The sequence below is a fragment of the Streptomyces sp. NPDC127177 genome, from assembly GCF_042672475.1.
Classification (GTDB): domain Bacteria; phylum Actinomycetota; class Actinomycetes; order Streptomycetales; family Streptomycetaceae; genus Streptomyces.
The window spans coordinates 122,159-143,985 of sequence record NZ_JBHXUW010000011.1; the positions used below are offsets into that span (position 1 = coordinate 122,159).

Annotated in this window: 17 protein-coding genes; 12 read left to right on the forward strand and 5 right to left on the reverse strand. The window is 70.7% G+C overall.

Annotated elements, in window-relative coordinates:
- Positions 1-47 precede the first annotated feature (47 nt).
- Positions 48-1,244, reverse strand: coding sequence for a lipid-transfer protein (locus tag ACFVJX_RS10130; protein ID WP_384125455.1), 1,197 nt, complete (start codon positions 1,242-1,244; stop codon positions 48-50).
- Between the two features lie 185 nt (positions 1,245-1,429).
- The gene (locus tag ACFVJX_RS10135; RefSeq protein WP_384125453.1) at positions 1,430-3,634 is read right to left on the reverse strand and encodes an acyl-CoA dehydrogenase; all 2,205 of its coding nucleotides are present in this window, start codon (positions 3,632-3,634) and stop codon (positions 1,430-1,432) included.
- Between the two features lie 259 nt (positions 3,635-3,893).
- Between ACFVJX_RS10135 and ACFVJX_RS10140 the strand changes: the two genes are divergently transcribed.
- Positions 3,894-5,687, forward strand: a complete 1,794-nt coding sequence (locus ACFVJX_RS10140) for an MFS transporter (RefSeq protein WP_384125451.1) — start codon at positions 3,894-3,896, stop codon at positions 5,685-5,687.
- Here the strand turns inward: ACFVJX_RS10140 and pepE are convergent.
- The gene (pepE, locus tag ACFVJX_RS10145) at positions 5,650-6,378 is read right to left on the reverse strand and encodes a dipeptidase PepE (RefSeq protein WP_384125450.1); all 729 of its coding nucleotides are present in this window, start codon (positions 6,376-6,378) and stop codon (positions 5,650-5,652) included. The genes ACFVJX_RS10140 and pepE overlap by 38 nt on opposite strands.
- Positions 6,379-6,439: 61 nt before the next feature.
- On the reverse strand, positions 6,440-7,261 hold the full coding sequence (locus tag ACFVJX_RS10150) for an IclR family transcriptional regulator (RefSeq protein WP_384125448.1): 822 nt from the start codon (positions 7,259-7,261) through the stop codon (positions 6,440-6,442).
- Positions 7,262-7,414: 153 nt separating this feature from the next.
- On the opposite strand from ACFVJX_RS10150, the gene ACFVJX_RS10155 reads away from it, so the two are divergent.
- The 7 genes from ACFVJX_RS10155 to ACFVJX_RS10185 all read left to right on the forward strand — a co-directional run bounded on the left by ACFVJX_RS10155 (position 7,415) and on the right by ACFVJX_RS10185 (position 15,019).
- On the forward strand, positions 7,415-8,368 hold the full coding sequence (locus tag ACFVJX_RS10155) for a DUF1177 domain-containing protein (RefSeq protein WP_384125446.1): 954 nt from the start codon (positions 7,415-7,417) through the stop codon (positions 8,366-8,368).
- Positions 8,368-9,765, forward strand: coding sequence for a cytosine permease (locus ACFVJX_RS10160; RefSeq protein WP_384125444.1), 1,398 nt, complete (start codon positions 8,368-8,370; stop codon positions 9,763-9,765). The genes ACFVJX_RS10155 and ACFVJX_RS10160 overlap by 1 nt, the downstream gene beginning before the upstream one ends.
- Positions 9,762-11,090 (forward strand): M20/M25/M40 family metallo-hydrolase, encoded by a 1,329-nt coding sequence (locus ACFVJX_RS10165; protein ID WP_384125442.1) that lies wholly within the window; start codon positions 9,762-9,764, stop codon positions 11,088-11,090. The genes ACFVJX_RS10160 and ACFVJX_RS10165 overlap by 4 nt, the downstream gene beginning before the upstream one ends.
- Positions 11,091-11,223: 133 nt before the next feature.
- A complete protein-coding gene (locus tag ACFVJX_RS10170; protein ID WP_384125440.1) occupies positions 11,224-11,868 on the forward strand; it encodes a class I SAM-dependent methyltransferase in 645 nt (214 codons plus the stop codon).
- 66 nt (positions 11,869-11,934) lie between these two features.
- Positions 11,935-12,876 carry an N-acetylmuramoyl-L-alanine amidase gene (locus ACFVJX_RS10175; RefSeq protein WP_384125438.1) on the forward strand — a complete coding sequence of 314 codons (942 nt, stop codon included), beginning with the start codon at positions 11,935-11,937 and terminating at the stop codon, positions 12,874-12,876.
- A 220-nt stretch (positions 12,877-13,096) separates the two neighbouring features.
- Entirely contained in the window at positions 13,097-13,894 is a 798-nt protein-coding gene (locus ACFVJX_RS10180) for a hypothetical protein (protein WP_384125436.1), read from the forward strand.
- A gap of 114 nt (positions 13,895-14,008) precedes the next feature.
- Positions 14,009-15,019, forward strand: coding sequence for an LLM class F420-dependent oxidoreductase (locus ACFVJX_RS10185; protein WP_384125434.1), 1,011 nt, complete (start codon positions 14,009-14,011; stop codon positions 15,017-15,019).
- Here the strand turns inward: ACFVJX_RS10185 and ACFVJX_RS10190 are convergent.
- Positions 15,009-16,118: a LacI family DNA-binding transcriptional regulator gene (locus tag ACFVJX_RS10190; protein WP_384125432.1), complete on the reverse strand. Its 1,110-nt coding sequence runs from the start codon at positions 16,116-16,118 to the stop codon at positions 15,009-15,011. The genes ACFVJX_RS10185 and ACFVJX_RS10190 overlap by 11 nt on opposite strands.
- A 181-nt stretch (positions 16,119-16,299) precedes the next feature.
- On the opposite strand from ACFVJX_RS10190, the gene ACFVJX_RS10195 reads away from it, so the two are divergent.
- From ACFVJX_RS10195 to ACFVJX_RS10210, 4 genes are all read left to right on the forward strand, one after another.
- A complete protein-coding gene (locus tag ACFVJX_RS10195) occupies positions 16,300-17,226 on the forward strand; it encodes a carbohydrate ABC transporter permease (protein WP_384125430.1) in 927 nt (308 codons plus the stop codon).
- Between the two features lie 5 nt (positions 17,227-17,231).
- A complete protein-coding gene (locus ACFVJX_RS10200) occupies positions 17,232-18,194 on the forward strand; it encodes a carbohydrate ABC transporter permease (RefSeq protein WP_384125428.1) in 963 nt (320 codons plus the stop codon).
- A gap of 86 nt (positions 18,195-18,280) precedes the next feature.
- A complete protein-coding gene (locus ACFVJX_RS10205) occupies positions 18,281-19,618 on the forward strand; it encodes an ABC transporter substrate-binding protein (RefSeq protein WP_384125426.1) in 1,338 nt (445 codons plus the stop codon).
- Positions 19,619-19,678: 60 nt separating this feature from the next.
- A complete protein-coding gene (locus ACFVJX_RS10210) occupies positions 19,679-21,736 on the forward strand; it encodes a beta-galactosidase (protein ID WP_384125424.1) in 2,058 nt (685 codons plus the stop codon).
- Positions 21,737-21,827 lie beyond the last annotated feature (91 nt).

Genomic DNA, 21,827 nt, shown 5'->3' on the forward strand with positions numbered 1-21,827 from the left:
GCCTCGGTCCAGCGGCGTAGGACCGGGGCTCCAGTGGTCCTCCGGGTTCAGCGGCGCAGGAGTGTCACCACGGCCGCGCCGCCGAGCCCGATGTTGTGGGCGAGGCCGGTGCGTGCGTCCGGCACCTGGCGGGCGCCGGCCTCTCCCCTGAGCTGCCAGGTGAGTTCGGCGGCCTGGGCGATTCCGGTGGCGCCGAGCGGGTGTCCCTTGGAGATCAGCCCGCCGGACGGATTGACCACCCAGCGGCCGCCGTGGGTGGTGGCGCCGGACTCGGCAAGTGCCCCGGACTCGCCCTCGCCGCACAGCCCGAGTGCCTCGTAGGTGAGGAGTTCGTTGATGGAGAAGCAGTCGTGGAGTTCGATGACGTCGAGGTCGTCGGCCGAGAGCCCGGAGGTGGCGTACACCTGCCGGGCCGCCTCCCGCGACATCGGCAGTCCTACCGCGTCGATGCAGGTCCCGGAGGCGAAGGAGGCGTCCGTGTCGGTCGTCATGGCCTGGGCGGCGATCTCTACGGCCCGTTCGCCGAGCCCGTGTTCCTCGACGAAGCGCTCGGACACGACGACGGCCGCTGCCGCCCCGTCGGAGGTCGGCGAGCACTGGAGCCGGGTCAGCGGGCGGTGGATGGGTTTGGCGGCGAGGACCTCATCGACCGTGTACGGGTCCTGGAACTGGGCGTACGGATTGCCCGTCGAGTGGCGGTGGTTCTTGGCGGCGACGGCGGCGAGCTGTGCCTCGGTGGTGCCGTAGCGCGCCATGTGCTCACGGGCGGCGTTGCCGAAGATCTGGGCGGTGGGCGGGGTCATCTCGAAGCCGTGGCCCGCGGCCATGATCCCGTAGTGGCGGGCGACCGGGGACGTCTTGAAAACACCCGCTCCGCCGTCGGATCCGCCGCCGCCGAGGGATCCGCGCGCCATCTTCTCGAAGCCGAGCGCGAGGACGCAGTCGCTGCCGCCGCCCTCGACGAACTGCCGGGCCATCATCAGGGCGGTGGAGCCGGTGGCGCAGTTGTTGTTGACGTTGTAGACGGGTATGCCGGTCAGACCCAGCTCGTAGACGGCGCGCTGTCCGGCGGTGGAGGCCTGGAAGCAGTAGCCGACGGCGGCCTGCTGGATGTCCTCGTACCGTACGGAGGCGTCGGCGAGTGCGGCCGTCCCGGCCTCCCGCACCATGTCCCAGTACTGCCAGTCGCGGGTCTCGGGCTTCTCGAACTTCGTCATTCCCACACCGACGATGTACGACCTCATCTTTTCCTCCTGTGTGGATACCCCGTGCTTCGGCCCGGGGAGGAAACACGGACCCCGCGGAGCGGGGCGCCTTCGGCCAGGGGCGTTCTCCTGGCGGGCGGTCGGCGGCGGTGCGGAAGACCGCACGGCGCGAGCCGTAGGAGCCCCCTCCGCCGGGCGGGGAGGGGTGCCGGCATGGATTGCCTTCAGTCCCGGGGGAGGCCGAGGATGCGCTCGGCGACGACGTTGAGCTGGACCTGTGTGGTGCCGCCGGCGATGGTCAGGCAGCGGGACATCAGGAAGCCGTGCACGGCCCGTTCGCCGGGTCCCTCGGCCACCGCGCCCGCGGGGCCGAGGAGTTCGACGGCGAGTTCGGCGAGCTTCTGCTGGTGGACGGTCTGGACGAGTTTGCGTACGGAGGCGCCCGCGCCCGGCTCTAGCCCGGAGACCTGTTGCAGCGTGGTGCGCAGTCCGATGCAGGCGAGTGCGTGGGCCTCGGCGGCGAGTGCCCCGATCCTCGCCCGGCAGGCTCCGTCGAGTCCGGCCGAGCGGTCGATCAGGGCTTCCAGACCGGTGTCGAAGGTCATCTGGTCGGCCATGTGGACACGTTCGTTGCCCAGGGTGTTGCGGGCGACCCGCCAGCCGCCGTCCGGCTCGCCCACCAGGGCGTCGATGGGCAGCAGCACGTCGTCGAAGTACACCTCGTTGAAGAGGGATTGACCGGTGATCTCCTTCAGCGGTCGGATGTCGATGCCCTCGGTGTTCTTCATGTCGACGAGGAAGTAGCCCAGCCCCCGGTGCTTGGGGGCGTCCGGATCGGTCCTGGCGAGCAGGATCCCGTGGTCGGCCCACTGGGCGGCGCTCGTCCACACCTTCTGGCCGTTGATCCGCCAGCCCTCGGGGGTCCGTTCGGCCCGGGTGCGCAGCGAGGCGAGGTCGGAGCCCGCGCCGGGTTCGGAGAACAGCTGGCACCACTGGAGTTCGCCGCGCAGGGTCGGCAGGAGGTAGCGGCTCTGCTGCTCGGCCGTTCCGTGAGCGATGAGGGAGGGCACCACCCAGGTGGCGATGGAGAGATCGCTCAGCTTCACGCCCTGTTCGCGCAACTCCTGCTGTACGACGAGCTGTTGTACGGGTCCGGCGTCCAGCCCGTAGGGCGCGGGTAGATGGGGGGCGGCGTATCCGGTGGGGGCGAGGGCGCGGCGGGCGGCCGCCGGGTCCAGGCCCCGGGCGGTGGCGACGGCCTCGCGGGCGGCCGTGCGGTGGGCGTCCGCCTCGGGCGGGAGTTCCAGGGTGAGTCCGCGGCGCGCGCCTGCGGCGGCCAGCCGGACGGCGCGCTGCCGGTGGGCGTCGCCGGGCCCGAGCAGCTGCCGCGCCACCAGGGCCCGGCGCAGATACAGGTGCGCGTCGTGCTCCCAGGTGAAGCCGATGCCGCCGAGGATCTGGATGGTGTCCTTGGCGCAGCTGTACGCGGCGTCCAGGGCGGTCGCCGCGGCGAGGGCCGCCGACATGCCCCGGACCTGCGGGGGCTCGGTGGCGGCGCGGGCGGCGTCCCAGGTCAGCGCGCGGGCCTGTTCGAGCCGTACGAGCATGTCGGCGCAGAGGTGTTTCACGCCCTGGAACTGTCCGATGGGGCGGCCGAACTGCTCGCGGACCTTGGCGTGTTCGGTGGCGGTGTCCAGCGAGCGGGCCGCGGTGCCGCAGGCCTCGGCGGACAGGAGTACGGCGGCGAGGTCGCGGACCAGTCCGGAGTCGGCGCGCAGGAGGCGCCCGGCGGGGACGAGGACGGCGTCGGCGCGGACCTCGGCGGTGGGCCGGGTCGGGTCGGCACTGCGGTGCGGGCGCAGCGCCAGCCCCGGCGTGCCGGTGTCGACGGCGAACCAGCGGGTGCCGGTGACGGAGGCGGCGGGGAGCAGCAGCAGGTCGGCGTCGGCGGCGCAGAGGACCGGCGGCAGCTCGCCGTCGAGCAGATGGCCGTCCTCCTGCTCGACGGCGGTGACGCTGCCGGGCCCGAGGGCGACGGCCGCGATGCGACGGCCGGCGGCGAGGTCCCGCAGCAGCCCGTCCGTCTCGCGGGCGCCCGGCCCGGTCGCCGTCGCCCGTGAGGCGTGCAGCACCGCCGAGGCGAGGGAGCTCACGGGATACGGGCCGGGCAGCGCGGCTCGGCCCGCCTCTTCGAGGACGACGGCCAGATCGAGGAGTCCGCCGCCTCCTCCCCCGTACTCCTCGGGCAGATGGATGCCGAGCAGGCCCTGCTCGGCCAGCCCGTCCCAGTACGCGGGGCGCGCGCCGGTGGCAGCCGGGGCGTCCGCGTCGAGGAGTTTGCGGATTTCTCCGGGCGGTACGGTGCGCGCGAGCCATCCACGTACGGCCTGCGCGAGCTCCCTGTGTTCTTCGGTGATTCCGATGCCCATGCGGATCCTCGCCGGTCGCAGCCACTGGAACGGCGCAAGAGTAGAACACGTTCCAATCTGACGGAAGGTCAGATCGGCATCTGTTTCCGGCCGGGTGGCCGGTCCCGGCCGCGGATGTGTCCTGTTCGGGCCCCGTTCACCGGAATACCCCGGACGTACGGAAGGTTTCACCCTGCACACACTTGGCGGTCAGCGCTGTCCGCCGCACGGCCCGCACTTCCGCCCACTCTCCCTCTTCCGCTGCCCGGAGGCCGCACGCATGCCACAGACGACGCACGAACAGCAGTCCGCGGAGCTTCCTGATCCACGGACGTCGAAGGCCGGCAAGGGGATCGTCCCCGTGCTCGCCTTCGCGGGTATCACCGTGGCGGTGATGCAGACCCTGCTCGTCCCCGTCATCAAGGACCTGCCCACCCTTCTCCACACCGACCCGTCCAACGCCACCTGGGTGATGACGGCGACACTGCTCGCCGGAGCCGTCTCCACGCCGATCATGGGCCGGCTCGGCGACCTCAACGGCAAGCGGAAGATGCTGCTGGCCAGTCTCGCCGTCATGGTGATCGGCTCGCTGATATGCGCCTTCACCGACGACCTCGTGATCATGATCGTGGGCCGTGCGCTCCAGGGCTTCGCCATGGGCGCCATCCCGCTGGGCATCGGCATCATGCGAGACGAGCTGCCCCGGGAGAAGCTCGGCTCGGCCATGGCCCTGATGAGCTCCTCGATCGGGGTGGGCGGCGGACTCGCGCTGCCCGCCGCCGCGCTCGTCGCCCAGCACACCGACTGGCACACCCTCTTCTTCGGCTCGGCAGGCCTCGGCGTGCTCGCCATGGGGCTGACCGTGCTGGCGGTGCCGGAGACCTCGCTGCGCGCCCCCGGCCGGTTCGACGTCACCGGCGCACTCGGCCTCTCGGCCGGACTCGTCCTCCTGCTGCTGCCCATCACCAAGGGCAGCGACTGGGGCTGGACCTCCGGCACGACACTCGGACTGATCGCCGCCGCCCTGCTGGTGCTGGTGCTGTGGGGCCTCTTCGAGCTGCGCAGCGCCGCCCCACTGGTCGACCTGCGCACCACCGCCCGCCGCGAGGTGCTGCTCACCAACCTCGCCTCGATCATGGTCGGGGTCGCGTTCTACGCCGTCTCACTGGTCCTGCCCCAGCTGCTCCAGCTGCCGAAGTCCACCGGGTACGGGCTCGGCCAGTCGATGGTGGTGGCCGGGCTGTGCGTGGCGCCGCTGGGCCTGACGATGATGCTCGTCGCCCCGCTGTACGCCCGGCTGTCCGCCCGGTACGGCCCCAAGGTCTCGCTGATGCTCGGCATGGCGGTCATCGCCATCGGCTACGGGGCCGGGCTCGGTCTGATGAGCGCCGCCTGGCAGACCGTCGTGATCGCGGTACTGCTCGGAGCCGGCATCGGGCTCGCGTACTCCTCGCTGCCCGCCCTCATCATCGGAGCGGTCGACGCCTCCGAGACGGGCGCGGCCAACGGCCTCAACACCCTGATGCGCTCGATCGGCACCTCGGTGTCGAGCGCGGTGATCGGCATGGTGCTCGCCCACACCTCGACGCGGATGGGATCGGTCGCGGTGCCCACCATGGAGGGGTTCCGGACCTCGTTCGTCATCGCGACGGGCGCGGTGCTGGCCGGCCTGGTGCTGGCCGCGTTCCTGCCCACGCAGCGGGCGGCCGCCACGCCGGTCCTGCTGGCGAGCAGCGCGGGCGACGCGTCGGCCCGGACCTCCGGCCTGCCGCTCCCGCTCCCCGGCTCCGGCTTCCGCGGCCGGGTCGTCGAGGCGGACGGCACTCCGGTGCCCGGCGCCAACGTCACCCTGATCGACCGGCAGGGCCGGCAGGCCGGGCTGACCACCACGGACGCGGAGGGCCGGTACGCGCTCGCCGCCCCGGCCGGCGGCAGCTTCGTCCTGGCCGGATCGGCCGCCGGATACGCGCCGCGCGCCTACCCGGCGGCGCACCCGGCGAACGGCCGGCCCACCGAGGCCGAACTGGTGCTGACGGTCAGCGCACCGGAGCGTCGAACCTCGGTGCGGTCGTGAGCAGATGAGAGACGTCCGTACCCGCCGGGAGCTCCTGCGGCTGCGCGCCGCGGGTGAACAGCCGGGCGGGACGGGCGCCCTGGACGCGGGCCTGGCGCCCGTTGACCCGCAGCCATGACCCCTCGCGCAGACCGAGCACGGGGACGTCGTTCTCCTCGAGGAACTCGGCGAGCCGCTCCTCGCGGGTCTCGCCCTTGTGGGTGCTGTCCGGGTCCGGGTCCTGGTAGTGCGGGTTGATCTGGAACGGGACGAGGCCGAGCGTCTCGAAGGACGGCGGCTGCACGATGGGCATGTCGTTGGTGGTGCGCAGGGTGGGCGCCGCCATGTTCGTGCCGGCACTGGCCCCCATGTAGGGCAGTCCGTCGCGCACGGCCTCGATGACGGCGTCGCGCAGCCCGGTCCGGTAGAGGGCGCTCAGCAGCCGGAAGGAGTTGCCGCCGCCGATGAACACCGCGTCGGAAGCCCCGAGTTCGGCGACCGGATCGGCGTTCTCGTGGACACCGCGGACGCTGATCCCGGCCGGCTCCAGGGCGTCGCGGACGCGCGCTGTGTACGTCGAGTAGTCGGCGAGCGCGTAGGGAACGAAGGCCAGCCGGGCGCCGGACGGCAGGAAGGCCGCCACGGTGTCGAGGGCGTGTTCCAGGTAACCGCAGCCGTACTGGGTGGAGTTGGAGAGCAGGAGCAGGTTCACGGGGTTCCTCTTGGGTTCTCTTCGGGTCAGGTCGTACGGGTGTCGCGGGCCCGGTGCCCGGTCAGATGGCGCGTCGGGACCGGGGCTTGGGGCGCTGCGGCGGGTGGGTGAGGCGCCTCTCCAGCATTTCGGCCGCCTTGCGCAGGGCGTCGAGCCGGTTCTCCGGCGCGCCGTCGAACCGTTCCTCGGCACCGCCCAGGCTGAGGCTTCCGTACGGCTCGCGCCCGAGGAAGACCGGCACGGCGACGGTCGCGACGCCGGTGTCGTACTCGCCGACCGTCCAGGCGTACCCCTGGGCCCGCACCTTCAGCAACTCCCGTTCCAGCAGGTCCGGATCGGTCACGGTCCGGTCGGTGAACCGGGCCATCGGGCGCCCCCGGAAGAGCCGGTGGCGCTGCTCGTCCGGCAGATAGGCGTAGAAGGACTTGCTGGTCGCCCCGGCGTGCGCCGGGTAGAGCTCGCCGACCAGCGGGTAGTAGCGCAACGGCCCGGTCTCGCCCTCCTCGGCCGCCACGCACCGCATGTGGAAGCTGTCCGGCAGACAGAACAGCACGGTGTCGCCGGTGGCCCGGCGCAGCTCCTCCAGGACCGGTCCGGCGAGCAGCTCCAGCGATCCGGACCGCTCCCAGAGCCTGCCCAGGCGCAGCACGGCCGGCCCGATGCGGTAGCGGCGGGTGGCCGGGTCGGAGACGAGGAAGCCGCGGCCCGCGAGGGTGGCGAGCAGCCGCTGGGCCACCGAGGTGTCCCAGCCGAACTCCTCGGCGACCTCGGTGACGCCCCAGTCGGGTCTGGTCCGCTCGAACGCGAGCAGCACGAGGAGCGCCCGGTCGACGGTCTGCAGGGCTCCGGCCGGGGTGCGCCGGTCCAGATCGAACTCCGCCATCGTGATCTCACCATTCAGACCTGAGTTGCTAATAACGGGAAATGGTTGCGCTCAACGCTATCCGATCCCGAATCTGCTCTCAGCACCCCGTCCGGCGCCCCACTCCCTGCCGGGTGCCGGACGGGTGTGACGGATGCGCGAGAAAGGCCCCCCATGTTGAAGTACGTACTGGACATCGTCGACCTGCTGGACGATCCCCAGGCAAACGGCAAGACCGTCGTCGAGTACCTCGACGCCGTAGCGGGGGCAGCGGGCTCGTCCGCGGAGGTCACCACGGTCGCCGGCGAGCGGGGCTCGACGGACTTCGTGATGGTCCGCATCCCCGGCTCCCGGGGGCGCACGGCCGGTGGCGGTGCGCGCACCCTCGGCGTGGTCGGCCGGCTCGGCGGTATCGGCGCCCGGCCCGAGGTGACCGGACTGGTCTCCGACGCCGACGGCGCGGCCAGCGCCGTCGCCACCGCCGCGAAACTGCTCGACATGCGCCGCCGCGGCGACGTGCTGCCCGGCGACGTGATCGTCGCCACGCACATCTGCCCGAACGCGCCGACCGAGCCGCACGACCCGGTTCCGTTCATGGGCTCGCCCGTGGACATCGCCACCATGAACCGCCACGAGGTGACCGGCGAGATGGAAGCGGTGCTCTCCATCGACACCACCAAGGGCAACCGCATCATCAACCACAAGGGCCTGGCCCTGTCGCCCACCGTCAAGGAGGGCTGGGTGCTCCGGGTCAGCGAGCAGCTCGGTGAGCTGCTGGCCGTGGTGACCGGTGAGCCGTTGGTCACGTACCCCGTGACCACCCAGGACATCACGCCGTACGGTAACGGTGCACACCACATCAATTCGATCCTCCAGCCCTCCACCGCCACAGCCGCTCCCGTGGTCGGCCTGGCGGTCACCTCGGCCGCCGCGGTGCCGGGCTGCCAGACGGGCGCGAGTCACGAGAGCGACATCGCCTCCGCCGCCCGCTACGCCGTGGAGGTCGCCAAGGCCTTCGGCGCGGGCCACCTGGACTTCCACGACGCGGTGGAGTTCGACAACCTCGTCAACCGCTACGGGTCGCTGGCTCACCTGCAGACCTTCGGCCGTACACCCCAGGAGTCCTGATGGCTGCCGCCCCGCAGGCCGACGCCGTGGTCCACGAGGCCAAGAGCATCGGCAGCGACGACTACTCGCTCTCGCGCGTCCCCCGCGACAAGCGGTTCGGCTTCTGGTCCATGCTGCTCCAGTGGCTGGCCCAGTCGGGCTCGATCTCGCAGTTCACGCTCGGCGCCACCATCGGTGTCGGCATGACCTTCGGCGACGCCTTCCTCGCCTTCACCCTCGGTGCGGTGATCCTGGAGGTCGTGATCTTCGCGATCGGCCTGGCCGGTATGCGCGAGGGTCTCGCGACGCCGATGCTGACCCGCTGGGTGGGCTTCGGGCGCAACGGCTCCGCGCTGGTCAGCTTCGTCATCGCGGTCAGCCTGGTCGGCTGGTTCGGTGTCCAGAACACGATCTTCGGCAACAGCGTCTCCGCGCTCGTCGGCGGGCCGTCCTGGATGTGGTGCGTGATAGCGGGTGTCGCCATCACCGCCCTGGTGATCTTCGGCTTCAAGTACATGGCGAACTTCGCGAAGATCGTCACCCCGCTCTTCTTCGGGATGGTCGCCTGGTCCGTCATCCGCACCCTGAGCGACCACTCCTTCAGCGACCTGATCCACTCGCCGCCGCCGGGCGACACGATCCCGCTGGCCGTCGCCGCCACCGCCATCGCGGGCGGCTACATGACGGGCGCGATCGTCTCCCCGGAGATGACCCGCTACAACCGCAGGGGCTCGCACGTCTTCCTGCAGAGCGCCTCGTCGATGATCCTCTCCGAGTACATCGTGGGCCTGACCGGTGTACTGCTCGGCCACCTGGTCAAGAGCAACGAGGTCTCGCACATCGTGCTCTCCACCTCGGGCGCCTTCGGCGTCATCGTGGTCCTGATGTCCACGGCGAAGATCAACGACTGGAACCTGTACGGCTCCTCGCTCGGCGTCGTCAACTTCTTCCAGGTCGTCTTCGGCAAGCGGGTCCACCGCGGCGTGGTCACGATCGTCCTCGGTATCGCGGGCACTCTGCTGTCCGCGGTCGGGATCATGACCCACTTCACCGAGTTCCTCACCATCCTCGGTGTCGCGATCCCGCCGATCGGCGGCATCGTCGTGGCCGAGTACTGGGTCGTGAAGCGGATGCGCAAGCCGCTGGACGACACCCGGGAATCCGAGACCCTGCCGGCCTCCTCGCCGACCTGGGTGCCGATGTCCATCGCCATCTGGATCGCGGCCTTCTGCGTCGGCAAGTTCTACGACGGCGGCATCCCGGCCCTGAACTCGCTGGCCACCGCCTTCATCCTGTACTGCGTCCTCGGCCTGCTGGGCTGGGTGAGGCCGTACGGCACCTCCGCCCTCGCCGACGACGGCCACGGGGACGGCACCGCCCCCGACGCCCGCACCACCACCTCTATGGGAGCAGCATGAGCACCCCCGACCCCCTCGCCCCCCTGGTCCCGGCCTCCGACGAGGCCCAGGCAGAGGTCGTCGGCCTCTGCGCCGAACTGATCCGGTTCGACACCTCCAACCCCACGAGCGACGAGCGTGCGAGCGCCGACTGGGTGGTGGGCCGCCTCGCCGATGTGGGCATCGCGTCGGAGCTGATCGAGTCCGCCCCGGGCCGGGCCAGTGTCATCGCCCGGATCACCGGCCGTGATCCGGAGCGTGGCGCACTGATGGTCCACGGTCATCTGGACGTGGTCCCCGCCGACGCCTCCGAGTGGCAGGTGCCGCCGTTCTCCGGCGAGATCCGGGACGGCTACCTGTGGGGCCGGGGCGCGATCGACATGAAGGACACGGTGGCCGTCATGCTGGCCACCGCCCGGCACTTCGCCCGCACCGGTACGAAGCCGGCGCGCGATCTGGTGCTGGCCTTCCTCGCCGACGAGGAGGCGGGCGGCAGGTTCGGCGCCCACTGGCTGGTCGAGCACCGCCCGGAGCTGTTCGCCGGGGTGACCGAGGCGATCGGTGAGGGCGGCGGGTTCTCCTTCGCCATCGACGACACCCGGCGCCTCTACCCGATCGAGAACGCCCAGCGCGGTATGGCCTGGATGGAGCTCACCGCGACCGGCCGGGCCGGCCACGGCTCGTCACCCAACGACGAGAACGCGGTCACCGACCTTGCCGAGTCGCTCACCCGGATCGGCCGCGAGACCTTCCCGATCCGGCTCATCGAGCCCGTCCGCGCACTGCTCGACGAGGCGGCCCGGCTCTACGGGGTCGAGTTCGACGAGAACGACATCGAAGGCAGCCTCGCCCGGCTGGGCCCGGTCTCCGACTTCATGCAGGTGGTGCTCCGAAACTCGGCCAACCCCACCATGTTCAACGCCGGTTACCAGACCAACGTCATCCCGGGGAAGGCCACCGCCCGGGTCGACGGCCGCTTCCTGCCCGGCCACGAGCAGGAGCTGATCGACACGATCGACCGGCTGCTGCTCCCCTCGGTGAGCCGGGAGTGGGTCAACCACGACATCGCGATGGAGACCACCTTCGACGGCCCGCTCGTCGAGGCCATGTGCGACGCGGTGCGCGCCGAGGACCCGGACGGCCACCCGGTGCCGTACTGCAACCCCGGCGGCACGGACGCCAAGGCCTTCACCCACCTGGGCATCCGCTGCTTCGGTTTCAAGGGCTTGAAGCTCCCGCACGACCTGGACTACGGCCGCCTCTTCCACGGCGTGGACGAGCGGGTCCCGCTGGAGGGCCTGCGCTTCGGCGTCCGCGTCATGACCCGGCTCTGGCAGAGCTGCTGACCCCCGCGTCACGGCTCCGCCGGGGGCCCGACCCGGGCTCACCCCGTCCGTACGCCCCCGCCGACTCCTTCGGCGGGGGCGTACGGCACGATGGGGCGCCGTCGACATACCCCGCCCCACCAGGAGGAACCCCGTGGCCGCCGAGCCCAAGCCGGAGATTCTTGCCGCGTTCCAGGCCGCCAAGGGCTTCATGCCGGTGGTGGAGGGGCTGGCCCTGTACGCGGCCGCCGCCGAGGCCACCGCCCTCGGACTGCCCCTGCTGGAGGTGGGCACCTACTGCGGGCGCTCCACCATCCTGCTCGCCGACGCCGCCCGCACCGCGGGGGTGACGGCCCTCACCGTCGACCACCACCGGGGCAGCGAGGAACAGCAGCCCGGCTGGGAGTACCACGACCCGACGGTGGTGGACCCGGAGGTCGGCCGGATGGACACGCTGCCCACCTTCCGGCGCACGCTGCACGCGGCCGGTCTGGAGGAGCACGTGGTGGCGCTCGTGGGGCGGTCCCCGCAGGTCGCGGCCGTCTGGGGCGGGCCGCTCGGTCTGGTCTTCATCGACGGCGGCCACACCGACGAGCACGCGAACGGTGACTACGAGGGCTGGGCGCCGCACATCGCCGACGACGGTCTGCTGGTGATCCACGACGTGTTCCCGGACCCGGCGCACGGCGGCCAGGCCCCGTACCGCGTCTATCGGCGCGCGCTGGCCTCCGGGGCCTTCACCGAGATCTCAGTGACGGACTCGCTGCGCGTGCTCCGGCGTACCGGGGCGGGGATCTGACGGTCTCCCGCCGGGGAGGCTCCCGGGGCTCCGGACACCGGCCGGGCTCCCGGATAGCATCGCCGGGTGCGTGACGACGAGAGTATTCCCCCCACCCCGCGCCGCCCGGCCCTGTTCGCCGCCGCGACGCTGACCGTGATGTGCCTGGGTGCCGCCGGCTGCGGGAGCGGCGGTGACAGCGCGCAGGCGAGGCCGGGACCGGCCGCCGGCACGGGAACGCCGTCGGTGTCCGCGTCCTCGTCCGCCCCGGCCTCGCCTTCGCCTTCGCGCAGCGGCCCGGCCCCCTCGAAGCAGCCGTCCTCGCCCTCGGCGTCCGCGCCGAAGGCCCCGTCCGGTCCACTGTCGGGGAAGACCGTGGTCATCGACCCCGGGCACAACCCGCGCAATCACCTGCACACCGCGGAGATCGCCCGGCAGGTGGACATCGGCACCACGCACAAGGAGTGCGACACCACCGGCACCTCCACCAACTCCGGTTACGCGGAGGCCGAGTTCACCCTCGACGTGTCGCACCGGCTGCGCACACTGCTGCGGGCGCAGGGGGCGAAGGTGGTGCTGACGCACGACAACGACCGGCCGTTCGGGCCGTGTGTCGACGAACGGGCCCGGATCGGCAACAAGGCCGGGGCCGATGCGGTCGTCTCCGTCCACGCGGACGGATCGGCGGCCGGCAACCGCGGCTTCCATGTGATTCTTCCCGCATCGGTACACGACGGAGACGCGGACACCTCGAAGATCGTCGGCCCTTCGCGCGATCTCGGCACTCGAATCGCCGGGCTGTTCGTACGCGCTACCGGAAGTGCGCCTTCCAATTACATCGGTGGAAATACCGGTCTGGACACCCGCAAGGACCTGGGCGGGCTCAATTTGTCGACCGTGCCCAAAGTCTTCATCGAATGCGGCAATATGCGTGACCCGAAGGACGCCGCCCTGCTCACCAGCGCGGGTTGGCGCCAGAAGGCCGCACAGGGTATCGCCGACGGCATCAGCAGCTACCTCAACGGGTAGTAAGAGGTGGTTCTGCGATGAATTCGGGGGGATGCCCGGCCAACGTCCGGACGGGGGGTACAGCCCGACCGGGCAGACGATAGATTCATCCGTACGATGGGGAGCCGCCCCCGAGCTTCGCGCCGTGCCCGCCGTATCGGTGGCAGCGACGACCGCCCCGAAGAGACGACCGACTAAGGACCTTCACGTGAATATCCGCTCCCTCACTCGAGGCGATGGCGTGGTGATCGGAGCAGCGGTCGTGCTGTTCATCGCCTCTTTCCTCGACTACTACTCCTACGGGGACTCCCGCATTGACGCGCCGAACGCCTGGGATTCACTGGGCATCGCGATCGGCGTCTACCTGGTCGGGGTGGCCGGCGCGGCGCTGATCGTGCTCTCCCGCTCGCAGCCGCAGCCGCGCAAGGTCCTCGGCCTGGACCTGGCCGCGTTCGGCGTGGCCGCGACGGTCGTCACGGCGTGGCACCTCCTCTGGACGATCCTCGACCTCGGTTCGATCGACGCCGGCGCCGGTCTGGTCCTCGGTCTGATCGCCTCCCTGGTGCTGGCCGGTGCCGCGGTCGCGTCCCCGCTGGTTCCCGCGCTGAAGGCCCCGCTCACGGGCGCCCCGAAGCCGCAGGCCGTCCACCCGCCGTACGGCGGCCAGCCGCAGCCCGGCCAGGGTTACGGCTACCCGGGCGCCCAGCAGCCCTCCTACGGCGGTCAGCAGCCGGGGCAGCCGCAGCCCTACGGCGGCCAGCCGCAGCCCGGTCAGCCCGAGCCGCAGCAGGCCGGCGCACCGGCCCAGCAGGCCCCGGCGGCCGGCGGGGCGCCGGCCGGCGACTTCACCCCGTTCTGGTTCGCCGTTCCGGTGGCCCGTCCGCTCTACGGCGAGGACGGTTCGCCCGCCCCGATCGCCGAACTGGCGCCGGGCACCTGGTACCTGGCGGTCGAGCAGCGCGGTCCGGGCCTCATCGCCCAGACCCAGGACGGCCGCCGCGGTGTGCTCCAGGACACCACGGGCATCCAGCGCGGCTGATCACGCGGCGCGCGCACGACCGACAGCGGCCCCCCGCCCCTTCCGGGCGGGGGGCCGCTGTCGTACCCTCCGGCTAGATCTGATGCATCGTCAGAATCACTGGGAGGCGGCGGAATGCGGCTCGGACTCGCTCTCGGCTACTGGGGCCGCGGCCCGGAACCGGCCCACCTGGACCTCGCCCGTGCGGCCGAGGACCTGGGCTACGCATCGGTGTGGACGGCCGAGGCCTGGGGTTCGGACGTCTTCACCCCGCTGACCTGGATCGCCGCCCACACCTCCCGCATCCGGCTGGGCACCGCCATCGCGCAGATGGCCGCCCGCACCCCGACCGCCACCGCCATGCACGCCCTGACCCTCGACCACCTCTCCGGCGGCCGGATGATGCTCGGCCTCGGACTCTCCGGACCCCAGGTCGTCGAGGGCTGGTACGGGCAGCCGTTCCCCTCCAGCCCGCTGACCGCGACCCGCGAGTACGTCGACGTGGTGCGCCAAGTGCTCAGCCGCGAGGCCCCCGTCGAGCTCGACGGACGGTTCCACTCCCACCCGTACAACGGCCCGGGCGCCACCGGGCTCGGCAAACCGCTCAAGCCGATCACGCATCCGCTGCGGTCCGGGCTGCCGGTGCTGCTCGGCGCGGAGGGGCCGAAGAACATCGCGCAGACCACCAGGATCGCGGACGGCTGGCTGCCGCTGTACTGGTCGCCGTCGCGCACCGACGTGTACGAGGCCTCGCTCACCGGGCTCCGCGAAGGCTTCATGATCGCGCCGATGGCCCGTGCGCACGTCTGTGACGACGTCGCGGAGGGGCTGTTGCCGGTAAAGGCGATGCTCGGCTTCTACATCGGCGGCATGGGCGCCGCCGCCCGCAACTTCCACGCGGACCTGATGGCGCGGATGGGGTTCGGCGAGGAGGCGATGCGGATTCAGCAGCTCTTCCTCGAAGGCCGCAGGCAAGAGGCAGTGCTGGCCGTCCCGGACGCGTTCGCCGACGAGATCTCGCTGATCGGCCCCCGCGAACGGATCGCGGAGCGGCTGGAGTTGTGGCGCGAGGGGCCGGTCACCGACCTGCTGGTGACGGCGCCGGACCCGCACACGCTGCGCGTGCTGGCGGAGCTCAACCAGTAAGGAAGCCCGGCGGCGGAGCGGTGCTGGCGCGCAGGACCAGCTTCGTCGGGACCAGCGTCGTACCGTGCTCGGGACCGCCCTCCCGCACCTGGCGGAGCACCCCCTCGACACAGCGTCGTCCGACCTCGGCGAAGTCCTGATGGACGGTGGTCAACGGCGGCTGGAACGAGCCGGATTCGGCGATGTCGTCGAAGCCGACGACGGAGACGTCCTCGGGCACCCTGCGACCCCTCTCGTTGAGCGCGCGCAGGAGTCCGAGGGCCATCTGGTCATTGGCGGCGAAGACGGCGGTGCACTCGGGGCGTCCGGCGAGCCGGAGGCCGGCGTGGTAGCCGGACTCCGCCGACCAGTCGCCCCGCACGAGCGGCGGCGGTACCTGCCCCGCCTCCTCAAGGGCCTTGCGCCAGGCATCCGTTCGCCGCTGGGCGGCATACGAATCCTCAGGACCGGCCAGATGCCAGACAGTGGTGTGCCCGAGGCCTAGCAGGTGGTTGACGGCGTCACGGGTGCCGCCGGCCTGGTCGGTGTCGACGACGGTGTAGCGGTCCCCGGCGTCCGAGTCCACGACCACGACCTTCACGTGCGGCGGCAGGGACAGCCTGGCCTCGTCGAGGAGATGCACCTCCATGATCACGACGGCCGCGTCGATCGCGAGCTCACCGAGGCGCGAGAAGGCGCCCCGCACCTCGTCCTGACTGGGCACGGCGACGGGCAGCAGCGTCACCGCGTAACCCTCCTGCGCGGCCGAGGTGGCGACGGCCTCCAGGGTGCGGACGTTGCCGGTCGTGGAGAGCGTGAACGTGATGACGCCGATCGTGCGGAACTCGCCCCGCTTGAGCGCGCGTGCCGCGCTGTTGGGGCGGTAGCCGAGCTCCTTCATCGCGGCGAGGACCTGCCGGCGGGTCTCCTCGTTGACGCCGGGGAAGCCGTTGGAAACCCGGGAGACCGTCTGCGAGGAGACACCCGAGACACGGGCGACGTCCGCCATCGACACGGATTTGCGACGCCGGGGGGCAGCCTGCTCCGCCGGAGCCGGGCCGGTCGGCTGCGCGTCCTCCGCCGGGAGGCCTTCGCCTGTTCCGTCCACCGTCTCCCTCATCAGCCGCCGCCTTCCGCGAGCGACCCTTGACCGCTCGTCTGGGGGCAGTGTAGACATGCCGCCACCAGATGTTTACGTAAACATAACGCCTGGGCGGCGGAATGGTCGGGCCGGTCACCGGCCGGAGACGTTTGCGTGAACCTCCGTTTCGGTTTGGCGAAGCACGAGCGAGGGACGCGAGATGACGACGCTGCAACCGCCGGCGGCCGCAAGGGCCCGCCCGGCTGGATCCACGGTGCGGCGATCGCGCCGTTCATGGGCGGGGTGGGGTTTCATCGGCCCCTTCGTACTCGTCTTCGCGCTGGTCTTCCTGGTGCCGCTCGCGTACTCCGTCTACCTGAGCCTGTTCCGGACGCAGCTGATCGGCGGTACGACGTTCGTCGGTTTCGACAACTACCAACAGGCCTTTCAGGACGGTCAGTTCTGGAACGGCGTCGCCCGAGTCGGGCTGTTCCTGCTGATCCAGGTGCCGATCATGCTGGGCATCGCGCTCCTCGTCGCCCTCGCGATCGACAGCGGCCGGCTGTACGGCAAGGACTTCTTCCGGATCTCGGTGTTCCTGCCCTACGCGGTGCCGGCCGTCGTCGCCACGTTGATGTGGGGCTTCATGTACGGCCCGCGGTTCGGCCTGGTCGGCGACATCAACGACACCTTCGGCATCTCACTGCCCGACCCGCTCTCGTCCGGCCTGGTCCTGGCGTCGATCGGCAACATCGTGACCTGGGAGTTCGTCGGCTACAACATGCTGATCTTCTACGCCGCGCTGCGCGTCGTCCCGCACTCGCTGTACGAGGCCGCGGAGATCGACGGCGCCGGCCAGTGGCGGGTCATCTCCGCGATCAAGCTCCCGGCGATCCGCGGCGCTCTCGTGATCGCCACGATCTTCTCGATCATCGGCAGCTTCCAGCTCTTCAACGAGCCCGCCATCCTCCAGAAGCTGGCGCCGAACGCGATCACCACCGACTACACCCCGAACTACTACACGTACTCGCTGTCCTTCTCCGGACAGCAGCACAACTACTCCGCGACCGTCGCCATCGTCATGGGCGTGATCACCATGGTCGTCGCCTATGTCGTCCAGCTGCGCGGCATGCGCAAGGGAGCGTGAGAGGGATGACGACGAGCAGCACCACAGGGACTCAACGTCCGGCCGCCGCCGTTCGCCCGGCCGACGGGTCGCGCGGCGGCTCCCCCCGGCTGCGAGGACCGCGCCGCCCACCCAGCCCGAGCCGCCGTCCCAGGCGGAGTCTCCTGCTGACCGTACTCACCGGCGTCGTCCTGCTCTACAGCCTGGTGCCACTGCTGTGGCTGCTGATCAGCGCCACCAAGTCGCAGGCAGGGCTGGCGCGGTCGTTCGGGCTCTGGTTCGACGGGGACTTCGCCCTGTGGGACAACATCAGCCGGACCTTCACCTACCAGGACGGCGTCTTCGGCCGCTGGCTCCTCAACACCCTGCTGTACGTGGTGGCCGGCGCGGGCGGTGCCACGTTCCTGGCGGTACTCGGCGGCTACGCGCTCGCCAAGTTCCGGTTCCCGGGCAAGCGCGCCGTCTACGCGGTGGTCATCGGCGCGGTGGCGGTGCCTGCCACCGCTCTCGCCGTCCCCACGTTCCTGCTGTTCAGCAAGATCGGCCTGACGGACACCCCGTGGGCCGTCATCGTTCCGTCTCTGATCTCGCCGTTCGGTCTGTATCTGATGTGGGTGTTCGCCACCGAGGCGATCCCCACCGAACTGATGGAGGCCGCCCGCATCGACGGTGCGAGCGAGCTGCGCACCTTCTTCCAGGTGGCGTTGCCGCTGCTCGCCCCGGGCACGGTCACCGTGCTGCTGTTCACCACGGTCGCGACGTGGAACAACTACTTCCTGCCGTTGATCATGCTGAAGGACCCCGACTGGTATCCGCTGACCCTCGGGCTCGACGCCTGGAACAAACAGGCGTCTACGGCCGGTGGTGAGGCCGTCTTCAACCTGGTCGTCACCGGATCACTGCTCACCATCGTGCCGCTGATCGCCGCGTTCCTCCTCCTGCAGAGGTACTGGCAGTCCGGACTGTCCGCCGGAAGTGTCAAGGAGTGACGCCCCGGGGAGCGCCGCGCACGCAGCGCTCCGCCCTCTCCCTGTCCGTAGGTCCCGTTGAACCACGACGAAGTGGAAGTACCACCATGCCCAAGCACTCCCGCCGCCTGCTGCGCGGCCTCGGTCTCGTCTGCGCACTGGCTCTCGGGGCGACCGCCTGCGGCGGCTCCGACGACGACTCCGGCCAGAAGCCGGTGGGCGCTTCCGGTCTCCGGGCCGCACTGAAGAAGGGCGGCACCATCACGGTGTGGGCGTGGGAGCCCACCCTCAAGCAGGTCGTCACCGACTTCGAGGCGAAGTACCCGAAGGTCCACATCAAGCTGGTCAACGCGGGCACCGGCAACGACCAGTACAAGGCGCTCCAGAACGCCATATCCGCGGAGAAGGGCGTCCCCGACGTCGCACAGCTGGAGTACTACTCGATCAGCCAGTACGCGCTGACGAAGTCGGTGACCGACCTCAGGGCGTACGGGGCGGACAAGCTGGCCGACTCGTACTCGCCCGGCCCGTGGAACTCGGTGCAGGCCGGTGGTGGCATCTACGGCCTGCCGATGGATTCCGGGCCGATGGCGCTGTTCTACAACAAGAAGGTCTTCGACAAGTACAAGATCGCTGTGCCCACCACATGGGACGAGTACGTCGAGGCCGGCCGCAAGCTGCACAAGGCGGACCCGAAGGCGTACATCACGAGCGATGTCGGCGACGCGGGCATGACCACCAGCCTGCTGTGGCAGGCGGGTTCGCACCCGTACAAGGTCGACGGCACGAAGGTCGGCATCGACTTCACCGACGCGGGCGCCAAGAAGTACACCAACACCTGGCAGAAGCTCGTCGACGAGAAGCTCGTCGCGCCGACCGTCGGCTGGTCCGACGACTGGTACAAGGGCCTAGGCGACGGCACGATCGCGACCCTGACCACTGGTGCGTGGATGCCTGCCAACTTCACCTCCGGAGTGAAGGACGCCGCCGGCGACTGGCGCGTCGCCCCGCTGCCGCAGTGGGAGAAGGGCGCGGACTCCAGCGCGGAGAACGGCGGCAGTTCCCTCGCGCTCCCGGCGCTCGGCAAGAACAAGGAACTCGCCTACGCCTTCGTGGAGTACGCCAACTCCGGTGCGGGCGTGCAGACCCGCATCAAGAACGGTGCCTTCCCGGCCACCGCCAAGGACCTGGAATCCCCGGCGTTCCAGGACACCGCCTTCCCGTACTTCGGTGGCCAGAAGGCCAACAAGATCTTCGCAGCCTCCGCGAAGTCCGTTCCGGCCGACTGGAAGTACCTGCCGTACCAGGTGTACTCCAACTCGATCTTCAACGACACCGTCGGCAAGGCATACGTCTCGGGCGTCAAACTCTCCGAGGGCCTGGAGTCGTGGCGGAGCAAGTCACTCGAGTACGGCAAGGAGCAGGGCTTCACCGTCGAGAAGTAGCACCTCGGGCCCGCACCACCGGGCCCGCGCCCCCAGCCACCGGCCCACGGAAGGACCTGCATGACCTCCCCCCGCACTTCCCGTTTCCCGTATCCGACGGGCGGCAACGGCGCCCGACGCCTCGGGTACGGCGCCGATTACAACCCCGAGCAATGGCCACGGGCGGTGTGGGAGGAGGACGTCCGCCTGATGCGCGAGGCCGGCGTGAACGTCGTCTCCCTGGCGATCTTCTCCTGGGCCCGGCTCCAGCCCACCGCGGACAGCTGGGACTTCGAGTGGCTCGACGAGGTGATGGACCTGCTGCACGCCGGCGGCATCGGCGTCGATCTCGCCACCGCCACCGCCTCACCGCCGCCGTGGCTCACCACCGCGCACCCCGAGATCCTTCCGGTGACCGCAAGCGGCGAGACCCTGTGGCCCGGGGCGCGACAGCACTGGCGACCCACCTCCCCGGTCTTCCGGGAGCACGCGCTGCGCCTGGTCAGGACAGTGGCGACGCGCTACGCCGACCACCCGGCCCTGGTCGCCTGGCACGTCAACAACGAGCTGGGCTGCCACAACGTCTACGACTACTCCGACGACGCCGCGCACGCCTTCCGCGACTGGCTGCGACGCCGCTACAGCACGCTCGACGCCCTCAACCACGCCTGGGGCACCGCCTTCTGGTCCCAGCGTTACAGCGACTGGGACCAGATCCTGCCGCCCCGGCTGTCCGCGTCCCACCCCAACCCGACGCAGCAGCTCGACTTCAAGCGCTTCTCGTCGGACGCGCTGAAGGACCATCTGCTCGCCGAGCGCGAGATCCTGACCGAGATCACCCCCGCCGTGCCCGTCACGACCAACTTCATGGTGATGAGCGGGATCAAGGGCATGGACTACGCGGACTGGGCGGACGGGGTCGATTTCGTCTCCAACGACCACTACGCCACGACCGGCCCACGGAGCCGCGACGAGCTGTCCTTCTGCGCCAATCTGACCAGCGGACTCGCCGGCCACCGTCCGTGGTTCCTGATGGAGCACTCGACCAGTGCCGTGAACTGGCAGCCGGTCAACCTGGCGAAGAGCCCCGGAGAGCTGGCCCGTGACTCGCTGCTGCACGTCGCGCACGGAGCGGACGCCGTGTGCTTCTTCCAATGGCGCCAGTCCGCGGCAGGCGCCGAGAAGTACCACTCGGCCATGGTCCCGCACGCCGGCCCCGACAGTGAACTGTTCCGTGACGTGGTGACGTTGGGACGCACTCTGGAGGCGCTCGCGCCACTGGCGGGCAGCCGGCGCGAACCCGCCCGCGTGGCGATCCTGTTCGACTGGGAGTCCTGGTGGAGCAGCGAGCACGACTCGCACCCGACCTCGCTCCTCGACTACCACCGCGAGGCTCTCGACTGGTACTCGGCCCTGCTGCGTCTGGGTATCCGTGCCGACGTGGTGCCCGCGCGCCAAGCCGACCTGGCCTCGTACGACGTGGTGATCGCGCCCGTCCTGCACATGGTCGGGCAGGCACTGGCCAAGGACCTCACTCGCTACGTCGAGGGCGGCGGGCACCTGGTCACCACGTACTTCTCCGCCGTGGTGGACGAGAACGACCACATCTGGCTGGGCGGCTACCCCGGCGCCCTGCGCGACCTGCTGGGCATTCGTGTCGAGGAGTTCGGGCCGCTGCTCGACGGTGACAGTGTCGGCCTCGACGACGCCACGACCGGCACCCTGTGGACCGACCGGATCAGCGTGCCCGGCAACAACGTGGAGATCCTCTCGCGATACAGCAGCGGTGTGTACGCCGCACGCCCGGCGGTCACCCGCCGCAGGACGGGCCGGGGTTCGGCGGCGTACGTCTCCACGCGCCTGGACGTTGACGGGCTGATCGCTCTGCTGCCCCGGTTGCTCGCCCCCTCCGGTGTGACGAGCGACCTGCCCGAGCAGGCCCGGGGGGCGGTCGAGCAGGTGGTGCGACGCGACGGCGAGAGCCGCTATCTGTTCCTGGTGAACCGCGGTGACGTGCCGGTTTCCGTGCCCGCCCCGGCCGGGCAGGTCCTCGTGGGCCCGCCGGCGGGCGAGGGGCTGGTGCTGCCGCCGGGAGGGGTCGCCGTCCTGCGGCAGCCGATACCGCGGGACAGCCCCTAAAGGTTGTTGCAGAACGCCTGGGATGGGGCATTCCTCTTGTATGGGTGGGGTGTTGCGGGCTGAGTCGTTGTGGGTGGAGACGTTCACCGGC